The sequence below is a fragment of the Nitrospirota bacterium genome (assembly GCA_023229435.1).
Lineage (GTDB): Bacteria > Nitrospirota > UBA9217 > UBA9217 > UBA9217 > JALNZF01.
Genome location: JALNZF010000005.1, coordinates 116,220 through 137,088 on the forward strand (window position 1 = coordinate 116,220; position 20,869 = coordinate 137,088).

Consider the following 20,869-nt stretch of genomic DNA (forward strand, 5'->3'; position numbering starts at 1 on the left):
TCATGATCGCACGCGAAAAGCTGAATCAGTTAAAAGAACAGTTCGGCCCCGCTTTGCTGCGCGCCGATTTGCCGGACAACCGGAATTTGTTCGCCTTCGTCGAGCCCGGCGCGCTGAAGGCGATCTGCAAATTTATTTTCCGTGATCTCGATGCACGCTATATAACCAGCATCGGCGTGGACGATCGGCCGTTCTCCGGCACGTTCCTCGTTGCGCACAACTTCGCTTTTGATAAGGACCATCTGCTGTGCAGCGTGCTTGTTCATGTTCCCGCGGACAAACCGGAAGTGGACAGCATCACCGACGTGGTGCCTGCCGCCAGCTGGGCCGAGCGTGAAATGCGCGATATGCTGGGCATTGAACCAGTGGGCCATCGCTATCCCAAGCGGCTCGTTCTGCCGGACGGCTGGCCCGACGGCCTCCATCCGCTTCGCAAGGACATGAGCTGGGACCACGTTCCGGAAAACTACGATGAGGACCGGGAGTTCCTGTTCGACGACCCGCCGGAGGGCTGCATGGTCGTGCCGTTCGGACCGTTCCATCCCACGCTCGACGAGCCGTCGCATTTCCGCCTCTATGTGGAAGGCGAAATGGTGCGCGGCTGTGAATATCGCGGGTTCATGGTGCACCGCGGCATCGAAAAGCTCGCGGAATCGGTGATGTCGTACAATGACATCAATATGCTGGCCGAGCGCATTTGCGGCATCTGCGGCTGCGTGCACAGCGTTGCTTACTCGCAATCCGTCGAGGCCGCCGCGGCCATCAAGCCGCCGCCGCGCGCCGAATACATGCGCACCATCATGCTCGAGATCGAGCGGCTGCACAGCCACCTGCTGTGGGTGGGCCTTGCCTGCCATATCGTCGGTTTCGATACCCTGTTCATGCAAAGCTTCCGCATCCGGGAACCGATCATGTGGATCGCTGAAAAGATCACCGGAAACCGCAAGACCTACGCGCTTTGCCTCATCGGCGGCGTGCGCTGGGACATCGGCCCGGACCTGAAAACCGAACTCCTTCATGTCCTTGATACGCTCGAAGCCGAATGGAAGGCCGTCGTTGACGCCGTGAGCAAGGACAAGAACATTCAAAAGCGCACCCGGGGCGTGGGCGTTGCCGATAATCGCGCGGTGAAGGACCTCGGCCTCCTCGGTCCCGTTGCGCGCTCCGCCGGTGTTGACATGGACTGCCGGCGCGATCATCCCTACGCGGCGTATGACCGTGTTGATTTCAACGTGATCGTTGAACGGGACGGCGATGTCTGGTCGCGCATCCTGGTCCGGGCCAGGGAAGTGTTCGAGTCCATCAAGATCATCCGCCAGTGCCTGGAGAAAATGGAAGAAGGTCCGCTTCACGTGACAATAGAAGACGAACTGCCTGTCGGCCGCATGGGTCTGTCGTCGGTTGAAGCCCCGCGCGGCGAGAGCCATCATTTCGTCATCACCGGCGAGAACAACCGACCGCGCCGCTGGCGGGTCCGGGCGCCGACCTATCAGAACCTCCAGGCAATACCGATGATGATCAAGGACCAGCAGATCGCCGACATGACGATATCCCTCGGGAGCATTGATCCCTGTTTCTCGTGTACGGACCGGATGGAGACGATCGATCTAAAGTCGGGTGTTTCAAGGGTGTGGTCTCAGAAGGAATTGGAGGAACTGGCGCGGAAGAAGAATCATAAATAATAGTTAACCACAGGTCTCATAGAGCGGGACACGCGGATAGGAGCGAGCGTATGACTGCGATCAAACAAGCATCATAAGACCGTCATTCCCTAATGCCTCTATAGGGAATCCAGGTTTTCTGATATCAGAAGCAAACGGGCTGTTGCACAAACCGATTTTGTGCTTCGACAGGCTCAGCACGAACGGATAAAATTTATGTCTCAAAGTCCACACCGTTCGCCCTGAGCTTGTCGAAGGGTGAACGGTATTTGGACATCAGCCTGCAAACACCGGATTCCCGATTAAATCACTCGGGGATGACCGGTTTCTTTTCATCGCGGCGGGAGACCGCAGTATGGACAATACAATGATCAGGACGATACTGGGCGGACTGGCGAATGTGTGCATGGTGTTGCTGGTGGCGCCCTTGTGTCAGGGGGTACTGCGCAAGGTCACGGCAATCATCCAGTCCCGTCAGGGTCCGCCGATCTGGCAGCCTTACTACGATCTGCTGAAATTGCTCGGCAAGGAAGACCTTGAATCGGGCGATTCACCGGTCATGCAGCGCTTCGCGGCATATCTGTCACTGGCGACCGTGCTTACCGTGGCGTGCCTCGTGCCGATGGGGTTTTCCGCCCCGATGAACGGGCACGGGGACGTCATTCTGCTGATCTATCTTCTGACCCTTTCGGGCATCTGCACGCTGCTGGCGGGGCTGTCGGCAGGCTCCACCTATTCTCTCGTCGGCATCAGCCGCCAGATGATGATCATGATTGCGCTGGAACCGCTGTTTGCCGTGGCCATCATTATCGGCGCGATCCATACGCGGTCCTTCCGGCTGGATATGGTGCTGAACGGTTCGGTTTACGCCAACGACGGTTTCCCGTGGTCGGGGCTTATCATGCTGGGTGTGATGCTGTTGTCGTTCCAGGCATTCGTAGAGCGCGTTCCCTTCGATATCGGCGAGGCGGAAACGGAGATCATGGAAGGCCCGCTCATGGAGTATTCAGGACCGAAGCTGGCGATGTTCAAGTATGCGTCGATGGTGAAACTGATCATCTACAGCGCGCTGTTCGTGGCGATGTTCGCGCCCTGGGGTTCGGGACTCCTGTTCCCGTTGGGATGGCTGCTGTTCTGGGCAAAGGTGGTCGTCATGATACTGCTGGTGACGCTGGTGGCGGCGACACACGCGCGCTACCGCATTGACCAGGCCCTCCGCTTTTTTGCTGCACTGCTGGTGGTTGCGCTGTCAGCGCTGGTCCTTGCAGGCTACGGATTCTGATCGAGGTGACTGCATGTCTGTCCTGAGCAAACTGAAAGAAGCGATCGTCTGCCTGAAAGCGGGGCGGGTGACACTGCCCTATCCAGCGCAACCAAGGCCGGCGCCGCCGAAGTTCAGGGGCAGGCCCATCTTCGATGCAACGAAGTGTATCGGCTGCGGCGGCTGCGCAAGCAATTGTCCGGCGCGCGAGATCCTGATTGTCGATATCTGCCAGGAACTCCGCATCGTAAAGTACCTCGGACGCCGGTGCGCCTACTGCGGCCGGTGCGCCGATGTCTGCCCGGAGAAGGCCATCACCATGAGCCTTGAATTCGAGACAGCTACCAACAGCATCGGCGACATCAGCCAGAAGCTGGAACTGTTCATGAGCACGTGCCAGCGCTGCGGCCGCTGCTTCAAGGAGCCGTCTCCGCTGGAACAGCTGAAGATGAAAGGGTACCGGTTCGACGATCTGAAGAACGATCGGTGGATCTTCAAGTCACAAAGCTATCTCGGAGATGAGCCGGTTGTGGATGATATAAAGCTGGAGATGGAATGACCAAGGATTAATGGTCTCGTGAGATGTCGTCATCCCCGAATGCTTCTATCGGGGATCCAGAAAATATAAAATGGACTGGATTCCCGTTTTCACGGGAATGACGGTATTTAAAAAATTAGACTTCCGTGTGTCCGACTTGTCGGACCCGTGGTTAAAGACGTTAGGTTCCGATTTTCCCGGATTAGGATAACAACCATGCTCAAAAATCTCTGCAAGAAAATGTTCGGCCGTTCGTTATGGGTCTACCATGCCAACAGCGGCGGCTGCAATGGCTGCGACATCGAGGTGTTGAATGTGCTCACGCCCTATTATGATGCGGAGCGCTTCGGTATTAAGCTGGTCGGCTCACCGCGCCATGCGGACGTGATGCTTTGCCAGGGCCCGGCCATGCGTTCCACCGCGAAGGCGCTCAAGCGGGCATATGAGGCCATGCCTGCTCCCAAGCTGGTGTTCGCAATCGGTTCCTGCGCCTGCTGCGGCGGTATGTGGCATGACTCGTACCCCGTCATCGGGCCGGTGGAGAAAATACTGCCGGTGAACTATTACATCCCCGGCTGCCCTCCGCGGCCTGAAGCAATCATTTATGGCGTTGCGGTCGCGCTCGGTCTCGTGGATAAAAAGACCGCGCCGGTCCAGTTAAAACAGATGGAGTACCCGATCCCGCGATACCATCCCAGCGACCTTCACACCCAGAACGACATGGTAGTGTACGAGAAAATTGATAAGATATGATCGGTGATTGAGCGGAAGAAGTAACGAATGTGCACAGGGCTGGGGAGTTGATCAATTGAAAGTCCTCCTTTTTGGCGCTACCGGTATGATCGGGCAAGGCGTCCTGCGAGAGTGTCTGCTGAGCCCCGATGTCCAACTGGTGCAAACGATCGGGCGAAGTGCCACAGGCAGAGAGCATCAGAAACTCCGCGAGATCGTCCGCCAGAACCTATTCGATTACTCGGGCCTGGCAGCTGACCTCACGGGTTTCGATGCCTGCTTCTTTTGTCTGGGTGTTTCGTCAGCAGGGATGAAGGAAGAAGATTATGAACGGGTGACGTATGGGATCACCCTTGCGGCGGCAAAGGCCCTGGCACCATTAAATCCTGACATGACGTTCATCTATGTATCAGGCATGGGAACGGACAGCTCCGAGCAAGGCAGCATCATGTGGGCGCGGGTGAAGGGTAAAACCGAAAACGCGCTGCTTCGCCTGCCGTTCAAGGCAGTATATCTTTTTCGCCCAGCAGGCATTCAGCCGCTGCATGGCATCAAGTCGAAAACAAAGCTTTACCGTGTCATATACGCGCTCTCCGCACCGCTCTTTCCCTTGTTGAATGCGCTCTTTCCGCACTATCTGACTACCACCGAGAAGATAGGGCGCGCGATGATCAATGTCGCGATGCGCGGTTTCCCGAAACAGATACTCGAAACCCGGGATATAAACAGCGCCGCAACCTGCGGTTAAGGATGAATGAGGTTTCCGCGTACCGTAAAACAGAGGACGTCTAGTCATGGGTTCGTGAGATCGACAGACAAATCGTAACACGTGAACGCAAGAAGGGCTGATTCTATGTAAGAATCAGCCCTTCTGTTATTCTGGCTCCCCAAAAATGACAAAACAGGGCAATGGCAAGAGGATATTGACTTATCGGAACTGTGAACTTATCTACAAATCCGCAATTTTCGCAAATTGAAGCAACTGTGAATTACAGAGTGAAATATTGATAACATGCGTGTATGATGCGCTTTGATGCGTGTCGTTCTCGACCCGTAGTTTGGAATCATATCTTTGTCTTGGTCGTTGTTAATTCTACTCCTGAGTGGACATTTCATATGCTGGCTCAGTCCATATCAGCGGAATTACGATGTCTCCAACATTTTCCGCGGGTTGAAGATAAAATTGCGAGAAGAATTGGTAACTCGAGTGAATAAGGCTAAATACAAACCTGCTTGTAAAAACATACAGAAACCGAATCAAGAAAAACGTGATTGCTACAGAAAGGATTAATGTTTTGATAGATAATGTCCATGACGTTTGATAGGCAACGGCTATGATTGCCAATACAAGGAAAATGGTAACTCCCACCAAGCTTTGCCTACCAATACTGGCTCGGGATCTGTAGAAAAGCCCAGCGATCAATGTTAATGGCCCGATTGCTGCCGCCCACCAACCGAATGCAGAGATAGAGAGACCAGCACAATAGAGGAGAAGAAGTATGTCAATCCGCGAGAGCAATCGAAGCAAGGTAATTTGACCACGCACCGGGCAATTCACAAGAGCTTTTAGCTTCTGTGGGTCTGCCTTATCAAGAAACTGGCGCCATGCCGAAGTATCGATCATTATCGTTAGCTTGCCGTCTAATTGCGCCCGAATGATTTTATCGTAATCATCACGTGAAATCAGTGTCATCTTTTCTCCTTTATCACCTAACGAGTCGGTAGAATAAGTACGGTATCTTCAGGTAGCGTGTTTATTAAGCTTTTCGCATAATTCATTGAAAGCAGAAAGCTCAGATGTAAATATAATATGTCCTTTACGTACCATATCATTCAGAAATCGTGTCGGATTGAGTTTTAAGGCAAGATAGCCCGCAAGATACCAGTTTGCACCGAATATTAGTGCAGGCAACCACAAATGTTTAAACAATAGTAGCGGTACCCAGATCAGGTTTGATAGTTGAATCAAGCTGAGGATGCCAGAGAAACTTATAGATGCCGATGGGTATCGAAAATAGAGATGGTATTTTTTGAATGCGCGGGTTTCTTCATATCCTATATCGAGTTTGTTGGAATATGGTTTGATCTTGGGACGGACGAAAAGGTCCGCTGCTAATATATAAGCTTCAAAAAGGCCAAAGATACAGACAAAAATACCAACGCCCAACGTAGCGTGAAATAAGGCAGTTACAATGCTAATCAGAACCAACAGTGTAGCTACAAGCTGTAAAATCATGTAGCCTCCTTATAATGACAAACCGCTGGTTGAATGAAAAGTTGTTTATTCGTAGATGGGACTTAATACGTTATTTTTGAGAATTTAGAAAATCAAGAAAAGGTACAGATAAAACATTTTTATGTTTGGAGCCTATATTATGCGCAAGCAACGTATCCATTTGTTTACTGTAACTGTCAAGTGCATGTTGAACAGCATCTGTCATTTCTTCGTGGTTCCTTTTTTGAATGTCCGCGATTTCTTTTTTATAGTTCTTGTGAAGCGCATCAAGTTAAGAAAGGATGTTGCTGAGTTTCTTGTCAGTAATATTGAGCTTCACAAGCGTGCTGATGTAATGATACGTACCCCCTATGATCATAAGTATAATACCGCCCGCAATCGTGCGCGTAAAAGGGTCAATTATATCTATGGTCATATGCTTCTCCTTTTGTTGACTTTGTAAGATGCTCAGCGGCCTCGTCCGTCTGGAGGGTGTGGTTGGTGAATTCCAGCGCGCGCGTCACGCGCCGCCTTCTGGCGCGTCGCTGTGGACGTGCATGTTGAGATACCCCTTTCGGTCTCATCTTCCGTGGATGTCTATTTTTTTACTACTTCACGCGGCGGATAATTCGAACAATGATTATAAACATCGAAATTACTCGTTTTGAGCACGCATTGCACGAGACCATTACGAAATCGCACCCAAACATCGCCGTAATTCCATCCCGCACAGTCACCGACGTAGCCTGCACACAGAGCCGTTGACCTAGGATTGCCAGCGACTTTAGCAACCTCAGATGGTGTCATTCTAACTTCAACCGTATCGATTGCCTTTTGTGTAGTTGCTTTAATTGTAAATACTATTTTTTCACTTTCTGACAATTCATGCAATACTACGTTCCGCTCTTTTCTTAGAACAATTGCCTCATCAGCATTCTGAGTCTTTAACTTGTCCTGCAATGTAGCAAGATTTCTTTCAAGTTCCCGCAGTTGTCTTTGTTGATCTTGGATTTTATCCTGAAGTCCTTTGTCTTTTTGAATTGATGCCAGCGTCTTGTAAACTTCGTCGCTATCGATGTCGGTTTTTACAGTCATCGAAATAGTCTGTGTTTCTCCGTTGAATTTTATATCCTCATTTGCAATTTCTACTTTTATGATTGCAGCAGTATATGAAGTAATCTGATCTTTAGTGAGCTTATAATCAGACACGGTTGTTTCACTTTGGATAAAGACACCTGCCTTCACTATTAACAACCTCTTCGCCTCCAGAAAACAAATCCGCTTTGCATCATTTTTGGTATCGTTGTCACCCATGACGTATTTATAGCTTGCGTAAATGGTTTCTGTTTTGGCATTTACTGTTAAAGGAACAAGCGAAAGCGCTGTTATAGCTATCAATATTTTATACATCACGGCTTCTTTCGACTTCCTCTATTTACCGGTCCTGTCTATTTAGAATAGCTGTATGGCACTTAATCCCGCTGCTTTCCAGAAGCTGTCGCATTGAATGCTCGCGATCAGCTGCGTGAGTCGCGCCGACAATTGCAATTGCCCAAGAATCATTTTTGAGATCGCAAGTATCTTTTATCTTTTTATAAAAAACATCATCGCGTGTATGATCTGGATCGCCCAAGGGCGTGGTCGGCTGTTCATTCCAATCGAAATTCCACAGCTGTTCACTTATTTTGTCCAACGCCATTCCCTTATTAAGAAATCGTCTGTAGATAGCAAGGCGGTCCTTTGCGTAATCTGTGATTGCAGCGCGCGAGAACATCCTCTCGGCGTCGAGCCAGATAATCGTTGAGGCATGAAAGACGGTTGAATGGGTATCAGCTTCATAGTAGATAGTCAGCGCGAGCATCTCTTTGACATCACGCTGAAGATTCGGAAATTCTTTTTCCAGCATCTTACGAAATATTTCACGCTGAACAAGTAATTGACGATAAACTTCCGCATCTGCTTCTACAGCAATAAAGGCAGGCGTCATGCTATGGCAGGATGACTGATATTTAAGCCATTCACCCAAACGCACCCTACATAGAGGATCAAAATGATTTATGCCAGCGATATAAAGTTCCATAGGGGTTAACGCAAGGATGAGCCGCATTGTCGGCTCGATCCGTTTGTTGGATGATTTACGTCGCAAGACTACTAGTCCGTATTAGACTTGTTCTATACGCCCGTGGCAGGATGGGCAAAGTAACGCATCATTAATTAAATCAGACTCCTGAACGATTTTATTACAGTCAACACATTTATACCGAACGGAAGAGCTTGAGGCAGCATTTAATGTCGCAGTCTTTTTGATTTTGCCAAAGAAAAGCCAAAAAGAGCATATGATAATACAGAAGCTAATAAACAATACAAGGGCAGCGCCTAATTCAGAATTTGTATGACTATTCTTAAATAGTTGTGAGCCGCCAGACAATAACACTATGCCTAATAGTATGCGATGCCATCTTTTCATTTTTATGTTCTCCTTATTCTGCCGTAAGGAAGTAAATACCAGGGAGGGAGGCGCCACACAGTAGAGCAGGTCATCACGCTGGTGCTGTGTGACACCCCGTGAAGAGTGCCATTTGAGATTTTTGATATAAAAGAGGGCCGGTAGGTATGGTTGATGAGACCATATTATCCTACGATCGGTTCTCCTCTTCTATCCATCGTTCTCAAATGAACGCCGCCGCATCATAAACTGAGCAAGAAGTTTGCTCATACTGCACCTCCGGTGAAAAGAGATGTGATGCGGAAGGCTACGCCTCCCTCTCTGGTGTTTATCTCCTTTCGGTTTTAAGCTGCTCAGCGGTTTGACCGTCTGGAGCGTGTGGTTGGTAAATTCCAACAAGTTATTATCTAAACGGGCTGGTACTGAAATTATTGAGAAAAATATCAGTTTTAAGATTATGTAAAATGGTTTTTCAAAAAAGGACTAAAACCGTATTTCCGGTGTTAGCGAGTTTAGCAAAAAGAATGCCTAATATCCTGCGCCCCCTGCCCCCGTTTCAGTAACACGGGGTCCTGAAAATACAGAGCTATTATGAAAATGATTGTAGGCCCATTCACTAATCGTGTCAAATAAAAGTTGAAAGGTTCTCGTGGATAAAATTCGAGCAGATGGTAGCAGGATTTGCGTCCGGGGTAATTATGCAGCGCTATTCGATATCACGGATTTAATCACTCCGATGGCGGGACTCTATTGATTGCATATTTTGCAGAAAGCGTTTAATGCCTCGTTTCTTGATTTGCCGTTCCAGCATCATTGCCTCACTGCGACTGCCGACCTGTTGAGACCAGACCACAGCCCAAGGGCCTTCAAATCGTTTCGTCGTTTTACTCCCATGATAATCTGGATCATTGTGCTGTCGCAGTCGGCGATCGAGATCGTCTGTGTGACCGCAGTAATATCTGCCTATTGTCTGGCTTTGAAGGATTTATACTCGATAGCTCATCGTCATAATTAAAAAAGCCAGAATTTTATTCTGGCTTTTTTGTTTATTTGGCTCCCCAAAGACGACAAATCTGGGCAATGGGAAGAAATGGTATCGTTTTAACGCGCGCCTGACACGCCGCTTCTGGCGCGTCGCTGTCGAGGCCAGGTTAGAAGCGGTGCTTGAACTTTAATGCAATCAGGATACTATGTACGGTCGATTCTTTATAAGTTCTGAAATCTCGGGTCCTTTGTAGTAAGGTTTTATCCAGAGAGGTCGACGTAAAGAATTTCCGTGACCGTATGGCTGATTTCGCCAGTGTCCACGAACAACAAACCTGACGTGTAACTCTCTTTTTGTGTTATCGGACAAAGCATCCATATTATCCGGCATCAACTTCGGGACACTCCGCCCAACAATAATATAATCAAGTCGGGACGTCTTTTTCATCTCGCGCTTGATATTCTTACGTTTCACTATCGATTTAACTATTTCGAGCCTTATCTGCAGTTGTCGGAATGTCGAAAGCTGTTCAAGCAAATCTGGATCGTTTGAGCCCAAATAAAGAATAGTGTTCACAATACTGCGGATAAAATGGAGTCCAGCGGTATAGAAGGTTTCGTCGGAGATTGTAAAAGGTGTCTCATTATCTTCCTCGGGACTTAATTTTAACCAGTCCGTTCGGAGAGCGCGCTCCAATGTCCAATTTTCTCGCAAAAGTAGCTGACGCTTGACAGAGATATACACTTGACCCATGTCGGCATGAAAGACACTCAGAAGCAGTTTGCGCTCATTTTTCTCTAGAACTTCAGATGCGAAGACGCTGACCGCTCCTTTGTATGTGGAAGGGACGTGGCCTCCGATTTGGTATAGAAGATCGAGAGCTTGTGGTGAGTCGTACACGAATAGGCAGTTTGGAAACGGAAGCCGTGCAAGAGCACAATCCGTATCAATCGATGTATGGGCAAGGTGTTCATAGAGGTGCGGAGTAATATAGAAAGTTTTTTTTGCGAAAAGCTCAAAGTTCACGGCCGTTGTATAGTTCGTTTCAAAGCTGTGAAGCGTTTTTGTCATTTCCTCACTTTTATGAAACTCAGCAAGCAGTATCCTTGCTTGCTGCTCACCATAGCGGTCAATGAACATGCTGAATAGCTGCTCTGAATAAATGTCGATTTCAGATTTTAAATAATCTTGTCCATAGGCTGAATATTCATCAATGTTGTAGAAAGGACCAGTCAAACCTTTTTCTTTCAGATTAGTCAGTTCTTTTTCAACATAAGGGAATATGCTGCTGCATTGTTTCTTAAGATAGTCGTAATAGTTAGGAGGCAAAGAGAAATGCATGTTCATAGGTTTTTTGTCTGTGTCTCGCATTTTTATTCAATAACTAACGCGGGGATGAGGCGCGACGCTTTTTAACGTCGCGCTCGACCCTCAAGTTATAATTTTTTTCCGCAGCGGTTACAGGATAGAGAATTGCCTTCAATCCACTCAGAACAGTGAGGACATCTTTTCATAGGGTATGCACCGGTAGCATATTTTTCTTTGAGTTCTTTTAGGAACCCAGCCTGTTGGTCTGCGGTACGGGGTAATATAGAGCATCTACATTGTTTGTGAAATGGGGGATAATCGTCTTTCGTTGCCGTTGAAATCGCAATCAGTTTATTTGCCTTTGCCTCACATTTCGGGCAACAGTCTGGACCTGGGCCAACTTCTAAATATTCGGCACCGACATTCAGAAATTCTTTGAGCTTCTTTTTGAAAAATGATTTTGTTAGATATGCGCCCAAAGTTAACTTCTCCAAGGTCGTTTTATGTTGGCTCTAAAATAATTTAAGTGGCTGTCGTGTATATATACGTGCTCGTGATAAATCAAATTAATGTGTTTCGGAATCAAAGAGGATGTCCAATTCTTTCACGTTAGCTATTTTTTTGAATGCCTCTAGATCATGAGGCTCGTCCGTATACCAAACGATACCGGGACTTGTTTTATCTTTATCAAGTTCTTTGAGCTGGTCTATATACGCGTAGGCAGCTAATACTGGGCCAAAAACAAAACCATCGGGCTTTGCCCTTTTTGTTTGCAAGAAAAAAGTAATCGGAGAAAGAAATGCTTTCTTTTTTGATATCAAAGCGTTGATGCATTTATGGCCAAGCGTATCTTCAATTACCCCGGTCAACATTCCTCGCTGAGGGACAAGCAATAATATTTGATTACAGTTATTTTCTGCGGCGATCTCAAGGACTTTGACTAGGCATGTTTCAAATGCACTTTTATGATCGTGCGAAAGAGGAGTGTAATAGTTCATAGTCTCATTTATAACGGCTCGGCTGAGGGGCGCGGTTTTCGCGACACTCTCGAGCCGAATGGTTAGAATCATCATTGGGTATCACGTCGCCCTACCCAACCTGCTGACTATTTTCTATAAAACCAAGATGACTACGAAGATAAGAAAAGCCCTTTAAAAACCCTTCGCGTTTACCAATAGCGACAGCGTCTAAAAAATCGGAGTCTGCAAAGTCGAGTTTCTTTAGTGTGGAAGTGATTTTCGAAGAAAGGGTTTTTGTCGGCGTCCAATTGTAGTGGCGTTGAGCGACGAAAAAATCCTGTAAGGCATTTTGATATTTCCCCATGCTGTAAAAGATGGCTCCTTTAGCGACATAAAGTGATGCCAAAAGAGAATCTTCTTCTTGTTTCAAAACCTCCATTTGGGATTGTATAGCAGCGCTGATCCACATCAAGGCATGATCATAGTATTTTAATTTCTTAAACTTGTCTGAGAACTCTTTGAGATCATATGGGTGCCATTTAAAATCTGACTGCTTATAAATCTTTTCTGCTTCGTAAAGTGAGGCTAGATCGGAATTACTATAAAGAGCCGTTATCTCAGCTCTAGCTTTTCCACGATTTGCTGCCAACATGCGCGCTTCACGACGCTCCTTGTTTTTTGCTATATGATCTTCAAGTGAAATACCCCAGGAGCTATTATAGGGTGAAAAACCACATCTACAATCTGTCTTAAACGTTATTTTTTTCGCATCAAAGATAGAATATAGCTTTCCATCGCGCTCTATACATTCTGAAAATAGGCAATCACCGCTGTCGTATAAAAGGCCCTCGATAGCCCCATGTTTAAACGCTTCCTCTGCTCTGGCAATCGATTGACGCCGATAATAATCAGCCTTGTTGGTTTCAACAACTTGCGATTGTTGAGAAGTATCTTTTTGGTCGTTCATATTGTTTGAGGTCGGCATCGGGTACTTTTTTTGAAAGCTAACAGCGAAGCTCAGGGGCACGCCCCTTGAAGCGTAGTGCTATGTTCTTTCATTCAGTTCGGAAATAATTCTTCTGACAGTTGGTTCGCCCCATTTTTTCGGGTGACTAATCTGAACCCGGCCACCATTGCCAATTTTTTCTGCAAGTTCCGACAGCTCCTTTGCATGGTGCTCGGGCCATGAATTGTCAATTGCTATTGAATACACATCGCTTGCGATTAAAGGGATTCCTTGTTTGTGAAGCGCTTTAAATAACTCTTTTGCTCTTGATTCATCGAGTGGGTGCGCAAGTCCGGTAGAAACATTAGCCACAAGAGATAACGTTTTTATTGCTTTTCTGAGAATTGGATTCACGTAACTCTCCTTTTTGAAACCTTACAAATTATTATCTAAACGGGCTGGTAATGAAATTATTGGGGAAAATATCAGTTTTAAGATTATGTAAAATGATTTTTCAAAAAAGGACTAAAGCCGTATTTCCGGTGTTAGCGCGTTTAGCAAGAAGAATGCCTAATATCCTGCGCCCCCTGCCCCCGTTTCAGTAACACGGGGGCCTGAAAATACAGCGCTATTATGAAAATGATTGTAGTCGCATTCAGTTATCCTGTCAAATATAAGTTAAAGGTTTCTCGTGGATGAAATTCAAGCGGATGGTAACAGGTTTTGTGTCCGGGGTAGCCCTTCGACGTTGCTCAGGGCAGGTGTATTGCGTCTTATTTTCAATATGCGCGGAATTAATCACGCCGATCGCGGGACTCTATTGATTGCATATTTTTCAGAAAACGTTGCATGCCTCGTTTCTTGATTTGCCGTTCCAGTGTCATTGCCTCACTACGACTGTCAACCTGTTGCGACCAAACCACAGCCCAAGGCCCTTCAAAGCGCTTCGTCGTTTTACTCCCATGATAATCGGGATCATTGTGTTGTCGTAGTCGGCGATCGAGATCGTCTGTGTGACCACAGTAATATCTATCATCTTCGTGACTTCGACAACCTGTGCAAGGCGTCCTTGTCGCCATGAATAAGTGCTTCTTTCTTGGCATGCGTCCAGCGTTTTATCTGCTGCTCGCGCTTATGCGCGGTGATACGATCGGGATGGTTTTCAGAATAGAGTACCTCTTCACAGCCAAAGATCTTCGTGGTTCGAGTACCGGCCTTTACGCCATGCTCTGCTGTCCGGCGTTCAAGGTCACTAGTCATACCAACATAGTAACGACCGTCCTTCATGCGAAGTATGTAGACGCTATAACTCACACGAATACCCAAATAAAAAACAGAACTTTTATACAAAAAAGTTCTGCTATGGATTAGTGCTTCGACCTTGCTCAGCACAGGCCCTTCGACGAGATTTCGGTGAGCCGCTCAGGGCAGTTCGATGCTTCGTTTCTCATGGCCCGCCATGAGTAAGCCCTGCCTCTTAACAATCGGATTAGCCCTTCGACTTCGCTCAGGGCAGTTCGCTGCTTCGTTTCTCATGGCCCGCCATGAGTAAGCCCTGCTTAACAATCGGATCAGCCCTTCGACTTCGCTCAGGGCAGTTCGACGCTTCGTTTCTCATGGCCCGCCATGAGTAAGCCCTGCCTCTTTTTAAGAGGCAGGGCGCATCGAACTGGCTCCCGGAGCAGGACTTGAACCTGCGGCATGGTGGTTAACAGTAACCAATTCACGCCTTTTCACGTCTTTTCAAATCTCACCAAAATAATACAAAAATCCTTCAAAAGCCCTTGACAACAGCGGTTAGAACGTCTATTCTTAATTCAAGGCGTTTCACCGTGTTTCACTGTTTTTCTGATTATAGAGGTTGCATGAGAGGTTGCATGGGACATAGTGTCCCTTGGGGGGCAAATGAGATTTACTGACTTGATGCTCAAGAAGTTACAGGCTACAGAGAAAAAATACTATTTACGGGAGGGCAGCGGCTTTACTATTCGGGTTTTGCCTTCCGGCGTTAAAACATGGCTCTATATCTTCACATATGACGGTAAGCGCCACGAAATGAACCTGGGGACATATCCGGCTGTCTCTTTGGAGGTAGCCCGCCAAAAGTACAATGAGGCACGCAAGACCCTATTAAACGGCAAGAACCCGGCAACGGCAGAGCGTGAGCGGATCGAGGACAGGCGCAAGGCTCCCACGGTGAAAGACCTTTGCGGGGAATACGTCGATCGCCACGCCAAACGATTCAAGAGATCATGGCAAAAAGACGAAAGGATATTGAATCACGATGTTGTCCCGGCATGGGGCAAGCGTAAAGCAGCGGATATTTCAAAGACTGATGTTGTCCGCTTGCTTGAAAAGATCGTTGTTGACCGTAATGCGCCGGGTATGGCAAACAATACATTTCAGGTTGTCCGTAAGATGTTTAACTTTGCCGTTGAGCGCGACCTTTTGAAATACTCCCCTTGCATCGGGGTAAAAATGCCCGCACCTAAGAACACACGGGATCGGGTATTGTCAGGGGCAGAGATAAAGACCTTTTGGTATAAGCTGGATCGTGCCGCTATGTTTCCCGAAAGCAAGAACGCCTTGAAGCTGATCCTTGTTACAGCGCAGCGGCCCGGTGAAGTTATCGGGATGCACACGGATGAGATTAACGGCGAGTGGTGGACAATCCCGGCAGAGAGGGCAAAGAACGGAAAGGCCCACCGGGTATATTTGACGCAGGCGGCAAGAGAGATCATTCAACAGGCCATAGACTATACAAAGCTCATTCGAGAAATACCAGCAAAGCAGGAATACAGCGGATTTATATTCCCCTCTCCCCTCAGAGGCAAAGATAAGGCCATAGCACCGCTCGCGCTATCTATTGCCGTAAGCAGAAACCTTGCTTCCCCGGTCATGGACAAACACGGGAAGGTCTTTAGGACAATCAACAAACTCGGCATAGATCACTTCACACCACATGATTTAAGACGAACGGCTGCAACCTTCATGGCAGAGTCAGGCGAACCGGACGCTGTTATTGACGCTATCTTGAACCACGTCAAGCAAGGAGTGATTAAAGTTTACAATCAGTATCGTTACGATAAGGAAAAACAGTCCGCTCTTGAGTCCTGGGCACGGCGATTGGAAAGTATCATTACCGGCAGCAAGGTGGGCAATGTTGTACCGATGAGGCGCACGGCTGGGTAAAATAGCAGAACAGCGTAATCTACGCCACTTTCCAATCGAATGATGCGAACTGTCTTGGGCGGATCGGGAAAATAGAGACAAAAAACGAAACCGCACTATTTACCCTCCAGTCCTTTTATAATAGTATATACCACCCTTAACTCATACGTTTCCATCTCTTTCAGGGCTGAGGTGATCGAATCAATGTAGTCCTTTTTTTGCTTGGCTGCCAGCTTTTTATCTTTGAAGAGAACGGGTCCCTTAAAGTCCATAAGGTCTTTGTATGAAACGTTCAAGGCTTTAGCTATTTTGTCAAAGGTATCAAGCGAAGGCTGAGCAACGCCACGCTCCATTCTGCTGATGAATTCAACGCTGAGTCCCGTTGTTTCCGCCAATCCCTCTTGCGTCAATTTTGCAGTTTTTCTGATCTGCTGTATTCGTCTGCCAAGTTGAACGATTAATTTTGCCATAGATTTTCCTCTTTGGCTGATTATATAGGGCTTGATTATGATAAAAAGGAACTATATATACGATTATTATTAAAATCTTGACCATATAGATTGATATGTGCTAAACTTTACGTGTTTAAACGAATGGAATATTAAAAGCGCATCACAATTAAAATAAAAAATGAATAGAGTGGCAATTCGCCGGAATAAGCGTTTTGCGAGGAAACAAAGGGGTGCCAACGTTTAAACTGTTGAAATTCGAATGCATTTAATGGGGGACGCGGTATGAAAAACAAAAAAGGTCTGTCGCATCTTATTTTCATGTTGATACTGTTGTTTTCTCTTATCGGTTGTGGCGGTGGGGGCGGGGGCGGAGGGCCAGCACCAGAAACCAATGTAGTTACACAACCAACCACAACCGATACAGTTACGCCACCAACAACCACGTCGGGCACTAAGCTGCAATGGAATGCAGGTTCTTGGAATGGGAAAAATTGGAACTAAAACAGGTTTAACAACTTAAAAGGAGATATATTATGAAAAATACAAGTTTAATTGCTTTATTTCTCATGTTGGTCATGTTTGCTATAACAGCGCATTCAGAAACAGTAGTTCCAAATACTTTTATAGCGAATACGCCCGCCAAAGCAGATGAAGTCAACGCAAATTTTACTAAAGTTACTACTGACCTTAATACACTAAGAAGTCAAGCTGCCTATAATGTCGCCCGTGTAGTAACCATAACGGATTCGACTGGTGTAGGTTCAGCCAGCTGTGCCAGTGGTGAGGTTGTAGTGGGAGGTGGTTGCTATTGTACTGGAAGCCAATCGGCAGGCACTAATTTTGGAACTCTCTTTAGTTGTAACCCTATTGGAAAGTCTTACCTCGGTGCTTGTTATGCCTACCTATATAATAGCATTTACGGAGATTCTCCTGTACAAGTGACTGCAATTTGCATGAAAGCCGTGCCGTCAACAAGTGCTGGCGCAGCGGTAATGTTCAAAAGCCCGCTGGTTGAGACCGATGACGCAATGGAGCTTGATAAATTGAAGTCGCGGCTAAGGGAACAGAAGAATGAATTGTTGAGGTGAGGAAGTTTCTATTGATAGGCTCAACGAACAGCATTCAGGGGATAGGGTAGCACCCGAAGAGTGGCACACCACTACCGCGCCTTGATCTTTTAGGAGAGACCGCAGTGGAGGCTGGTAAGGTACTTGGGGTCAGCTCATAGGCATAAGACGGGCATAAGGCCCCGGAGAATTCCGGGGCTTTTTTCTTTCCATCGGAAAGATGAAATATGATAAAATGACGCATTGATGTAACTTTGCAAAGGAGGAAAGCAAATTGAAAAAGATTATTCCCGTTGTTATGGTCTTGTTTGTATTTATCGGTTGCGCTGGTAGACATAGCGAGCACGATGATGCGCCTATTGTTAGAAGTGGCGTATTAAAGCAAGGGATAGAGATGCAGGCTTTTCTTGATGTATGGGGCGATCCAGATAAGACTAAAGTTGTTACCTTCACAGAGAAAGAGGATACGATTTCTGCAAGATGGTCCAGATTCGGCGGGTCTTTTCTTTCCGGTAAGAAGGACAAGTCTTTTCAGCAATGGGATTACGATAAGATAGGTATCAGCTTGCTTTTTGATGAGGAGGAGCTTGCGAGCTGGATCACTGATAAAACTACAACAGAGTTGAGAAGTATGGCAAAACCACAGCCACAGTAATATGATTCAGGGGATAAGGTAAATCCCGAAGAGAAACAGTCCACCGGCCTTTCCCGGGTAGCCATGGGCATTTTAATCTGTCCGACTTTTCACTTTCTATGGGTGGACAGATAAGGATTATCAAGTGTTTTATTGCGTTGCAAATGCGGATAATTCTGGACAGATCAGGCGGTGCACTATGAAACGGAGGCCTGTTGTAAATGACAGCTCAAAAAAATGAAGAACATAACCCGACGGAATCATCTGAAACGAAAGATCGGAAGCCAAGTCCGACAATCGGCGAGGGCGGCAAGTCCCGCGACGACCTCAAAGCCGTCTGGATGAAGTCAGTAGAGGATGCTATTTTGGCGAGGAAGAAACTTCCCGATGGTGTCTTTGAGCAGTATGAGAGATTTAAGACGGAAGAGGAGATAGCGAAGAAGGCTGTGCCGTCCGGGGAAGGGAAATTGCAAAAGACTGCCGATGAAGCCGCCGCCACACTCAAGGACTTGAATGCGAAGATGGTTGAAAGAGGCGTTACAGAGGCACGACAGGGGAAATCAGATGCCGACCTCAACGCCATCTGGATGAAGTCAGTTGCCGATGCCATTGCAGCCGGGAAGACCATCAGGCCGGATATTCTGAAGCAGTATGAGGGGTTCAGGGCGGAAGAGATGAAAGCGAAAAGGGCTGTGCCGGGCGGGGAAGAGAAATTGCAAAAGGCCGACGACGAAGCTACCGCCACACTCAAGGACTTCATCGACAAGACGCCGAAAGATGTTCAGCGACCTGCAAATGCGGGGTCAACTCAAGCCGGTCCTGAAAGAAACAGTGAAGAACATCCTGGAAGCATACGATCAGAGCGTGGACGAAGCGAGAAGCAGGATATTGAGCAGCAAAAACCCGAATCAGGATTACTTCGGGCAAGTGCAGGAATTCCACCAGGCAAAGAAGGCGAGTCTGGACAGCGCCTTGAAAGCGCTCATGTAGTTTACGGAGGATTAACCATGAATCGAAAACAGCAATCGATACTTTTTATTATGGCTTTACTCATCGGCATCCAAATACTTTACCCACCTTACGTGAGTAGTCCTTATAAAGTTAGATATGATTCATCATTTGGTTTTGGATATTCATTTATTTTTGACTTGCCTCATGACAGCGGTTATTCAACAACTATTAACACAACAGCATTGCTCGTTCCAATATGTGGTGTTCTTCTTGTAGGTAGTCTGTTATATCTGGCCTTGAAAAGCAAGTGACACGCCTGCAGCAATTGAATAAAACAAGGGGGTATCGTTGATGAAACACATTAGTCTCCTGTCTCTTTTATTTGTATTAATATTCTCGTGTGTGTCTATAACCGATATTGTTCCGGCTGGCCCTGACACTTACAGGATTTCAGGTGGGGATAGCGCCCCTGGAGCTAACGGAGAAAATCTTAAAACAACATTGTTTAAGCGCGCCTCCGATTATTGCGACTTACAGCACAAGATATTTGAACCAGTGAGTTCATCATCAGAGAACCATAGGCCATTTGTTGGTCTTGCTAATGCTTCTCTTACATTTCACTGTTTATCCCGAGTTACGGCTACTCATTAAAAAGCGATCAATTTGCTTCGCTCTCAAAGTAAAAGGAAGTAAATGCCAAAGAGCTGGCACTCCACCGGCCTAAATAGTTCAGAGAAACCACAGGAGAGTGGTAAGAGAATGAAACTGAGCAACTATAACAGGCTTTGTGCAATATCAAGATGCGATGATTATGTGCGCGATTTAAAGACCCTATTAGATTTACTTGATAAGATAAAACCAGATGATTTTAATTTACGAGATAAGTACGTTGCTCAACTTTGTGAAAAATGGAATCTAAAAGATTATATTGTTCCGCTTTTACTCAAAGGAGATAAACAATATTTCACAGAAAATTATCAAGAACCTATTGTTGAGGTGAATAAATATGCGGGGGTAAATAACGCTCTCAACGCCTTCAATTGTTATGATATTGACTTCAACGTGCAATCAAAACACTTGATTAAGCACATACAGATAGATATGACCAGCAGCAGGAAAGATTTACTGAAAGATTTCGCCAGGAAAATTGACAACTGGTCTAAGCAATATTTAAAGGATGCAGCGCAAGATAGACAAAAAAAGAAGACTGAATATGACCCGTGGGAAGTTTACGACCTTTACCGCTCATCTGCAAATTACTCTGAAGTGGCGCGCCGAATATCCGGTTTGTCTGGCAATGCAACTTATAACGTCAAGCTAAAGGAGTGCCGTAAAAAGGTCATTAATGCTCATAAACGTGCTTTAGAAATGATTGAGGCTGTAAAACCCACTTACCGAAAACCCCTTTTCCGATAATAGTCCATATGCCCATTATTACATAACCCCTAATATTGGGAATGTAAAAAGCACGTTACCCCTTCTATAATTATTTCAGTAAATACACTGAAATGGTTTGAAGGGGTTTTTTATTGCCTGTCACCGA

General features: G+C 46.7%; 23 protein-coding genes. 11 read left to right on the forward strand and 12 right to left on the reverse strand.

Features of this window, described 5'->3' with window-relative positions; translation table 11 throughout:
* The first annotated feature begins 2 nt into the window (after positions 1–2).
* The 5 genes from M0R70_05620 (at position 3) to M0R70_05640 (ending at position 4,940) form a co-directional block, all read left to right on the forward strand.
* Positions 3–1,682: an NADH-quinone oxidoreductase subunit C gene (locus M0R70_05620; GenBank protein MCK9418844.1), complete on the forward strand. Its 1,680-nt coding sequence runs from the start codon at positions 3–5 to the stop codon at positions 1,680–1,682.
* A gap of 334 nt (positions 1,683–2,016) precedes the next feature.
* The gene (locus tag M0R70_05625) at positions 2,017–2,943 is read left to right on the forward strand and encodes an NADH-quinone oxidoreductase subunit H (protein MCK9418845.1); all 927 of its coding nucleotides are present in this window, start codon (positions 2,017–2,019) and stop codon (positions 2,941–2,943) included.
* Between the two features lie 13 nt (positions 2,944–2,956).
* On the forward strand, positions 2,957–3,481 hold the full coding sequence (locus M0R70_05630) for a 4Fe-4S binding protein (GenBank protein ID MCK9418846.1): 525 nt from the start codon (positions 2,957–2,959) through the stop codon (positions 3,479–3,481).
* A 195-nt stretch (positions 3,482–3,676) separates the two neighbouring features.
* A complete protein-coding gene (locus M0R70_05635) occupies positions 3,677–4,213 on the forward strand; it encodes an NADH-quinone oxidoreductase subunit B family protein (protein MCK9418847.1) in 537 nt (178 codons plus the stop codon).
* Positions 4,214–4,268: 55 nt separating this feature from the next.
* A complete protein-coding gene (locus tag M0R70_05640) occupies positions 4,269–4,940 on the forward strand; it encodes an epimerase (protein ID MCK9418848.1) in 672 nt (223 codons plus the stop codon).
* A 345-nt stretch (positions 4,941–5,285) separates the two neighbouring features.
* On the opposite strand, the gene M0R70_05645 is transcribed toward M0R70_05640, so the two are convergent.
* From M0R70_05645 to M0R70_05695, 11 genes are all read right to left on the reverse strand, one after another.
* Complete coding sequence (locus tag M0R70_05645; protein ID MCK9418849.1) at positions 5,286–5,885, reverse strand: hypothetical protein; 600 nt, start codon at positions 5,883–5,885, stop codon at positions 5,286–5,288.
* A gap of 48 nt (positions 5,886–5,933) precedes the next feature.
* Positions 5,934–6,428 (reverse strand): hypothetical protein, encoded by a 495-nt coding sequence (locus M0R70_05650; GenBank protein MCK9418850.1) that lies wholly within the window; start codon positions 6,426–6,428, stop codon positions 5,934–5,936.
* 271 nt (positions 6,429–6,699) lie between these two features.
* Positions 6,700–6,843, reverse strand: coding sequence for a hypothetical protein (locus tag M0R70_05655; GenBank protein MCK9418851.1), 144 nt, complete (start codon positions 6,841–6,843; stop codon positions 6,700–6,702).
* A 161-nt stretch (positions 6,844–7,004) separates the two neighbouring features.
* Positions 7,005–7,817, reverse strand: a complete 813-nt coding sequence (locus tag M0R70_05660; protein ID MCK9418852.1) for a hypothetical protein — start codon at positions 7,815–7,817, stop codon at positions 7,005–7,007.
* A 25-nt stretch (positions 7,818–7,842) separates the two neighbouring features.
* Positions 7,843–8,514: a hypothetical protein gene (locus M0R70_05665; GenBank protein ID MCK9418853.1), complete on the reverse strand. Its 672-nt coding sequence runs from the start codon at positions 8,512–8,514 to the stop codon at positions 7,843–7,845.
* A gap of 1,519 nt (positions 8,515–10,033) precedes the next feature.
* Positions 10,034–11,209: a hypothetical protein gene (locus M0R70_05670; GenBank protein MCK9418854.1), complete on the reverse strand. Its 1,176-nt coding sequence runs from the start codon at positions 11,207–11,209 to the stop codon at positions 10,034–10,036.
* A gap of 65 nt (positions 11,210–11,274) precedes the next feature.
* Positions 11,275–11,625, reverse strand: coding sequence for a hypothetical protein (locus tag M0R70_05675; GenBank protein ID MCK9418855.1), 351 nt, complete (start codon positions 11,623–11,625; stop codon positions 11,275–11,277).
* A gap of 87 nt (positions 11,626–11,712) precedes the next feature.
* The gene (locus tag M0R70_05680) at positions 11,713–12,144 is read right to left on the reverse strand and encodes a hypothetical protein (protein MCK9418856.1); all 432 of its coding nucleotides are present in this window, start codon (positions 12,142–12,144) and stop codon (positions 11,713–11,715) included.
* A gap of 91 nt (positions 12,145–12,235) precedes the next feature.
* Positions 12,236–13,090 carry a hypothetical protein gene (locus M0R70_05685; GenBank protein MCK9418857.1) on the reverse strand — a complete coding sequence of 285 codons (855 nt, stop codon included), beginning with the start codon at positions 13,088–13,090 and terminating at the stop codon, positions 12,236–12,238.
* A gap of 60 nt (positions 13,091–13,150) precedes the next feature.
* On the reverse strand, positions 13,151–13,465 hold the full coding sequence (locus tag M0R70_05690) for a DUF1889 family protein (protein ID MCK9418858.1): 315 nt from the start codon (positions 13,463–13,465) through the stop codon (positions 13,151–13,153).
* Between the two features lie 618 nt (positions 13,466–14,083).
* The gene (locus M0R70_05695; protein ID MCK9418859.1) at positions 14,084–14,311 is read right to left on the reverse strand and encodes a GIY-YIG nuclease family protein; all 228 of its coding nucleotides are present in this window, start codon (positions 14,309–14,311) and stop codon (positions 14,084–14,086) included.
* Positions 14,312–14,956: 645 nt separating this feature from the next.
* On the opposite strand from M0R70_05695, the gene M0R70_05700 reads away from it, so the two are divergent.
* Positions 14,957–16,243, forward strand: a complete 1,287-nt coding sequence (locus tag M0R70_05700; protein ID MCK9418860.1) for a tyrosine-type recombinase/integrase — start codon at positions 14,957–14,959, stop codon at positions 16,241–16,243.
* A 95-nt stretch (positions 16,244–16,338) separates the two neighbouring features.
* On the opposite strand, the gene M0R70_05705 is transcribed toward M0R70_05700, so the two are convergent.
* A complete protein-coding gene (locus M0R70_05705) occupies positions 16,339–16,692 on the reverse strand; it encodes a helix-turn-helix domain-containing protein (protein ID MCK9418861.1) in 354 nt (117 codons plus the stop codon).
* A 264-nt stretch (positions 16,693–16,956) separates the two neighbouring features.
* On the opposite strand from M0R70_05705, the gene M0R70_05710 reads away from it, so the two are divergent.
* The 5 genes from M0R70_05710 to M0R70_05730 all read left to right on the forward strand — a co-directional run bounded on the left by M0R70_05710 (position 16,957) and on the right by M0R70_05730 (position 20,742).
* On the forward strand, positions 16,957–17,175 hold the full coding sequence (locus M0R70_05710; GenBank protein ID MCK9418862.1) for a hypothetical protein: 219 nt from the start codon (positions 16,957–16,959) through the stop codon (positions 17,173–17,175).
* A 32-nt stretch (positions 17,176–17,207) separates the two neighbouring features.
* Positions 17,208–17,762, forward strand: coding sequence for a hypothetical protein (locus M0R70_05715; protein ID MCK9418863.1), 555 nt, complete (start codon positions 17,208–17,210; stop codon positions 17,760–17,762).
* 253 nt (positions 17,763–18,015) lie between these two features.
* A complete protein-coding gene (locus M0R70_05720; protein ID MCK9418864.1) occupies positions 18,016–18,396 on the forward strand; it encodes a hypothetical protein in 381 nt (126 codons plus the stop codon).
* A 200-nt stretch (positions 18,397–18,596) separates the two neighbouring features.
* A complete protein-coding gene (locus M0R70_05725; GenBank protein MCK9418865.1) occupies positions 18,597–19,637 on the forward strand; it encodes a hypothetical protein in 1,041 nt (346 codons plus the stop codon).
* Positions 19,638–20,085: 448 nt separating this feature from the next.
* Positions 20,086–20,742 (forward strand): hypothetical protein, encoded by a 657-nt coding sequence (locus M0R70_05730; protein ID MCK9418866.1) that lies wholly within the window; start codon positions 20,086–20,088, stop codon positions 20,740–20,742.
* The last annotated feature ends 127 nt before the right edge of the window (positions 20,743–20,869 follow it).

Bases quoted from the DNA above. Each gene is read 5' to 3' on its own strand.
- M0R70_05715 (MCK9418863.1), top strand. From the start codon at position 17,208: ATGAAAAATACAAGTTTAATTGCTTTATTTCTCATGTTGGTCATGTTT.
- M0R70_05625 (MCK9418845.1), top strand. From the start codon at position 2,017: ATGGACAATACAATGATCAGGACGATACTGGGCGGACTGGCGAATGTG.
- M0R70_05710 (MCK9418862.1), top strand. From the start codon at position 16,957: ATGAAAAACAAAAAAGGTCTGTCGCATCTTATTTTCATGTTGATACTG.
- M0R70_05660 (MCK9418852.1), bottom strand. From the start codon at position 7,817: ATGTATAAAATATTGATAGCTATAACAGCGCTTTCGCTTGTTCCTTTA.
- M0R70_05665 (MCK9418853.1), bottom strand. From the start codon at position 8,514: ATGCGGCTCATCCTTGCGTTAACCCCTATGGAACTTTATATCGCTGGC.
- M0R70_05730 (MCK9418866.1), top strand. From the start codon at position 20,086: ATGAAACTGAGCAACTATAACAGGCTTTGTGCAATATCAAGATGCGAT.
- M0R70_05645 (MCK9418849.1), bottom strand. From the start codon at position 5,885: ATGACACTGATTTCACGTGATGATTACGATAAAATCATTCGGGCGCAA.
- M0R70_05705 (MCK9418861.1), bottom strand. From the start codon at position 16,692: ATGGCAAAATTAATCGTTCAACTTGGCAGACGAATACAGCAGATCAGA.
- M0R70_05725 (MCK9418865.1), top strand. From the start codon at position 18,597: ATGACAGCTCAAAAAAATGAAGAACATAACCCGACGGAATCATCTGAA.
- M0R70_05620 (MCK9418844.1), top strand. From the start codon at position 3: ATGATCGCACGCGAAAAGCTGAATCAGTTAAAAGAACAGTTCGGCCCC.
- M0R70_05650 (MCK9418850.1), bottom strand. From the start codon at position 6,428: ATGATTTTACAGCTTGTAGCTACACTGTTGGTTCTGATTAGCATTGTA.
- M0R70_05680 (MCK9418856.1), bottom strand. From the start codon at position 12,144: ATGAACTATTACACTCCTCTTTCGCACGATCATAAAAGTGCATTTGAA.
- M0R70_05670 (MCK9418854.1), bottom strand. From the start codon at position 11,209: ATGCGAGACACAGACAAAAAACCTATGAACATGCATTTCTCTTTGCCT.
- M0R70_05685 (MCK9418857.1), bottom strand. From the start codon at position 13,090: ATGCCGACCTCAAACAATATGAACGACCAAAAAGATACTTCTCAACAA.
- M0R70_05630 (MCK9418846.1), top strand. From the start codon at position 2,957: ATGTCTGTCCTGAGCAAACTGAAAGAAGCGATCGTCTGCCTGAAAGCG.
- M0R70_05635 (MCK9418847.1), top strand. From the start codon at position 3,677: ATGCTCAAAAATCTCTGCAAGAAAATGTTCGGCCGTTCGTTATGGGTC.
- M0R70_05700 (MCK9418860.1), top strand. From the start codon at position 14,957: ATGAGATTTACTGACTTGATGCTCAAGAAGTTACAGGCTACAGAGAAA.
- M0R70_05695 (MCK9418859.1), bottom strand. From the start codon at position 14,311: ATGACTAGTGACCTTGAACGCCGGACAGCAGAGCATGGCGTAAAGGCC.
- M0R70_05655 (MCK9418851.1), bottom strand. From the start codon at position 6,843: ATGACCATAGATATAATTGACCCTTTTACGCGCACGATTGCGGGCGGT.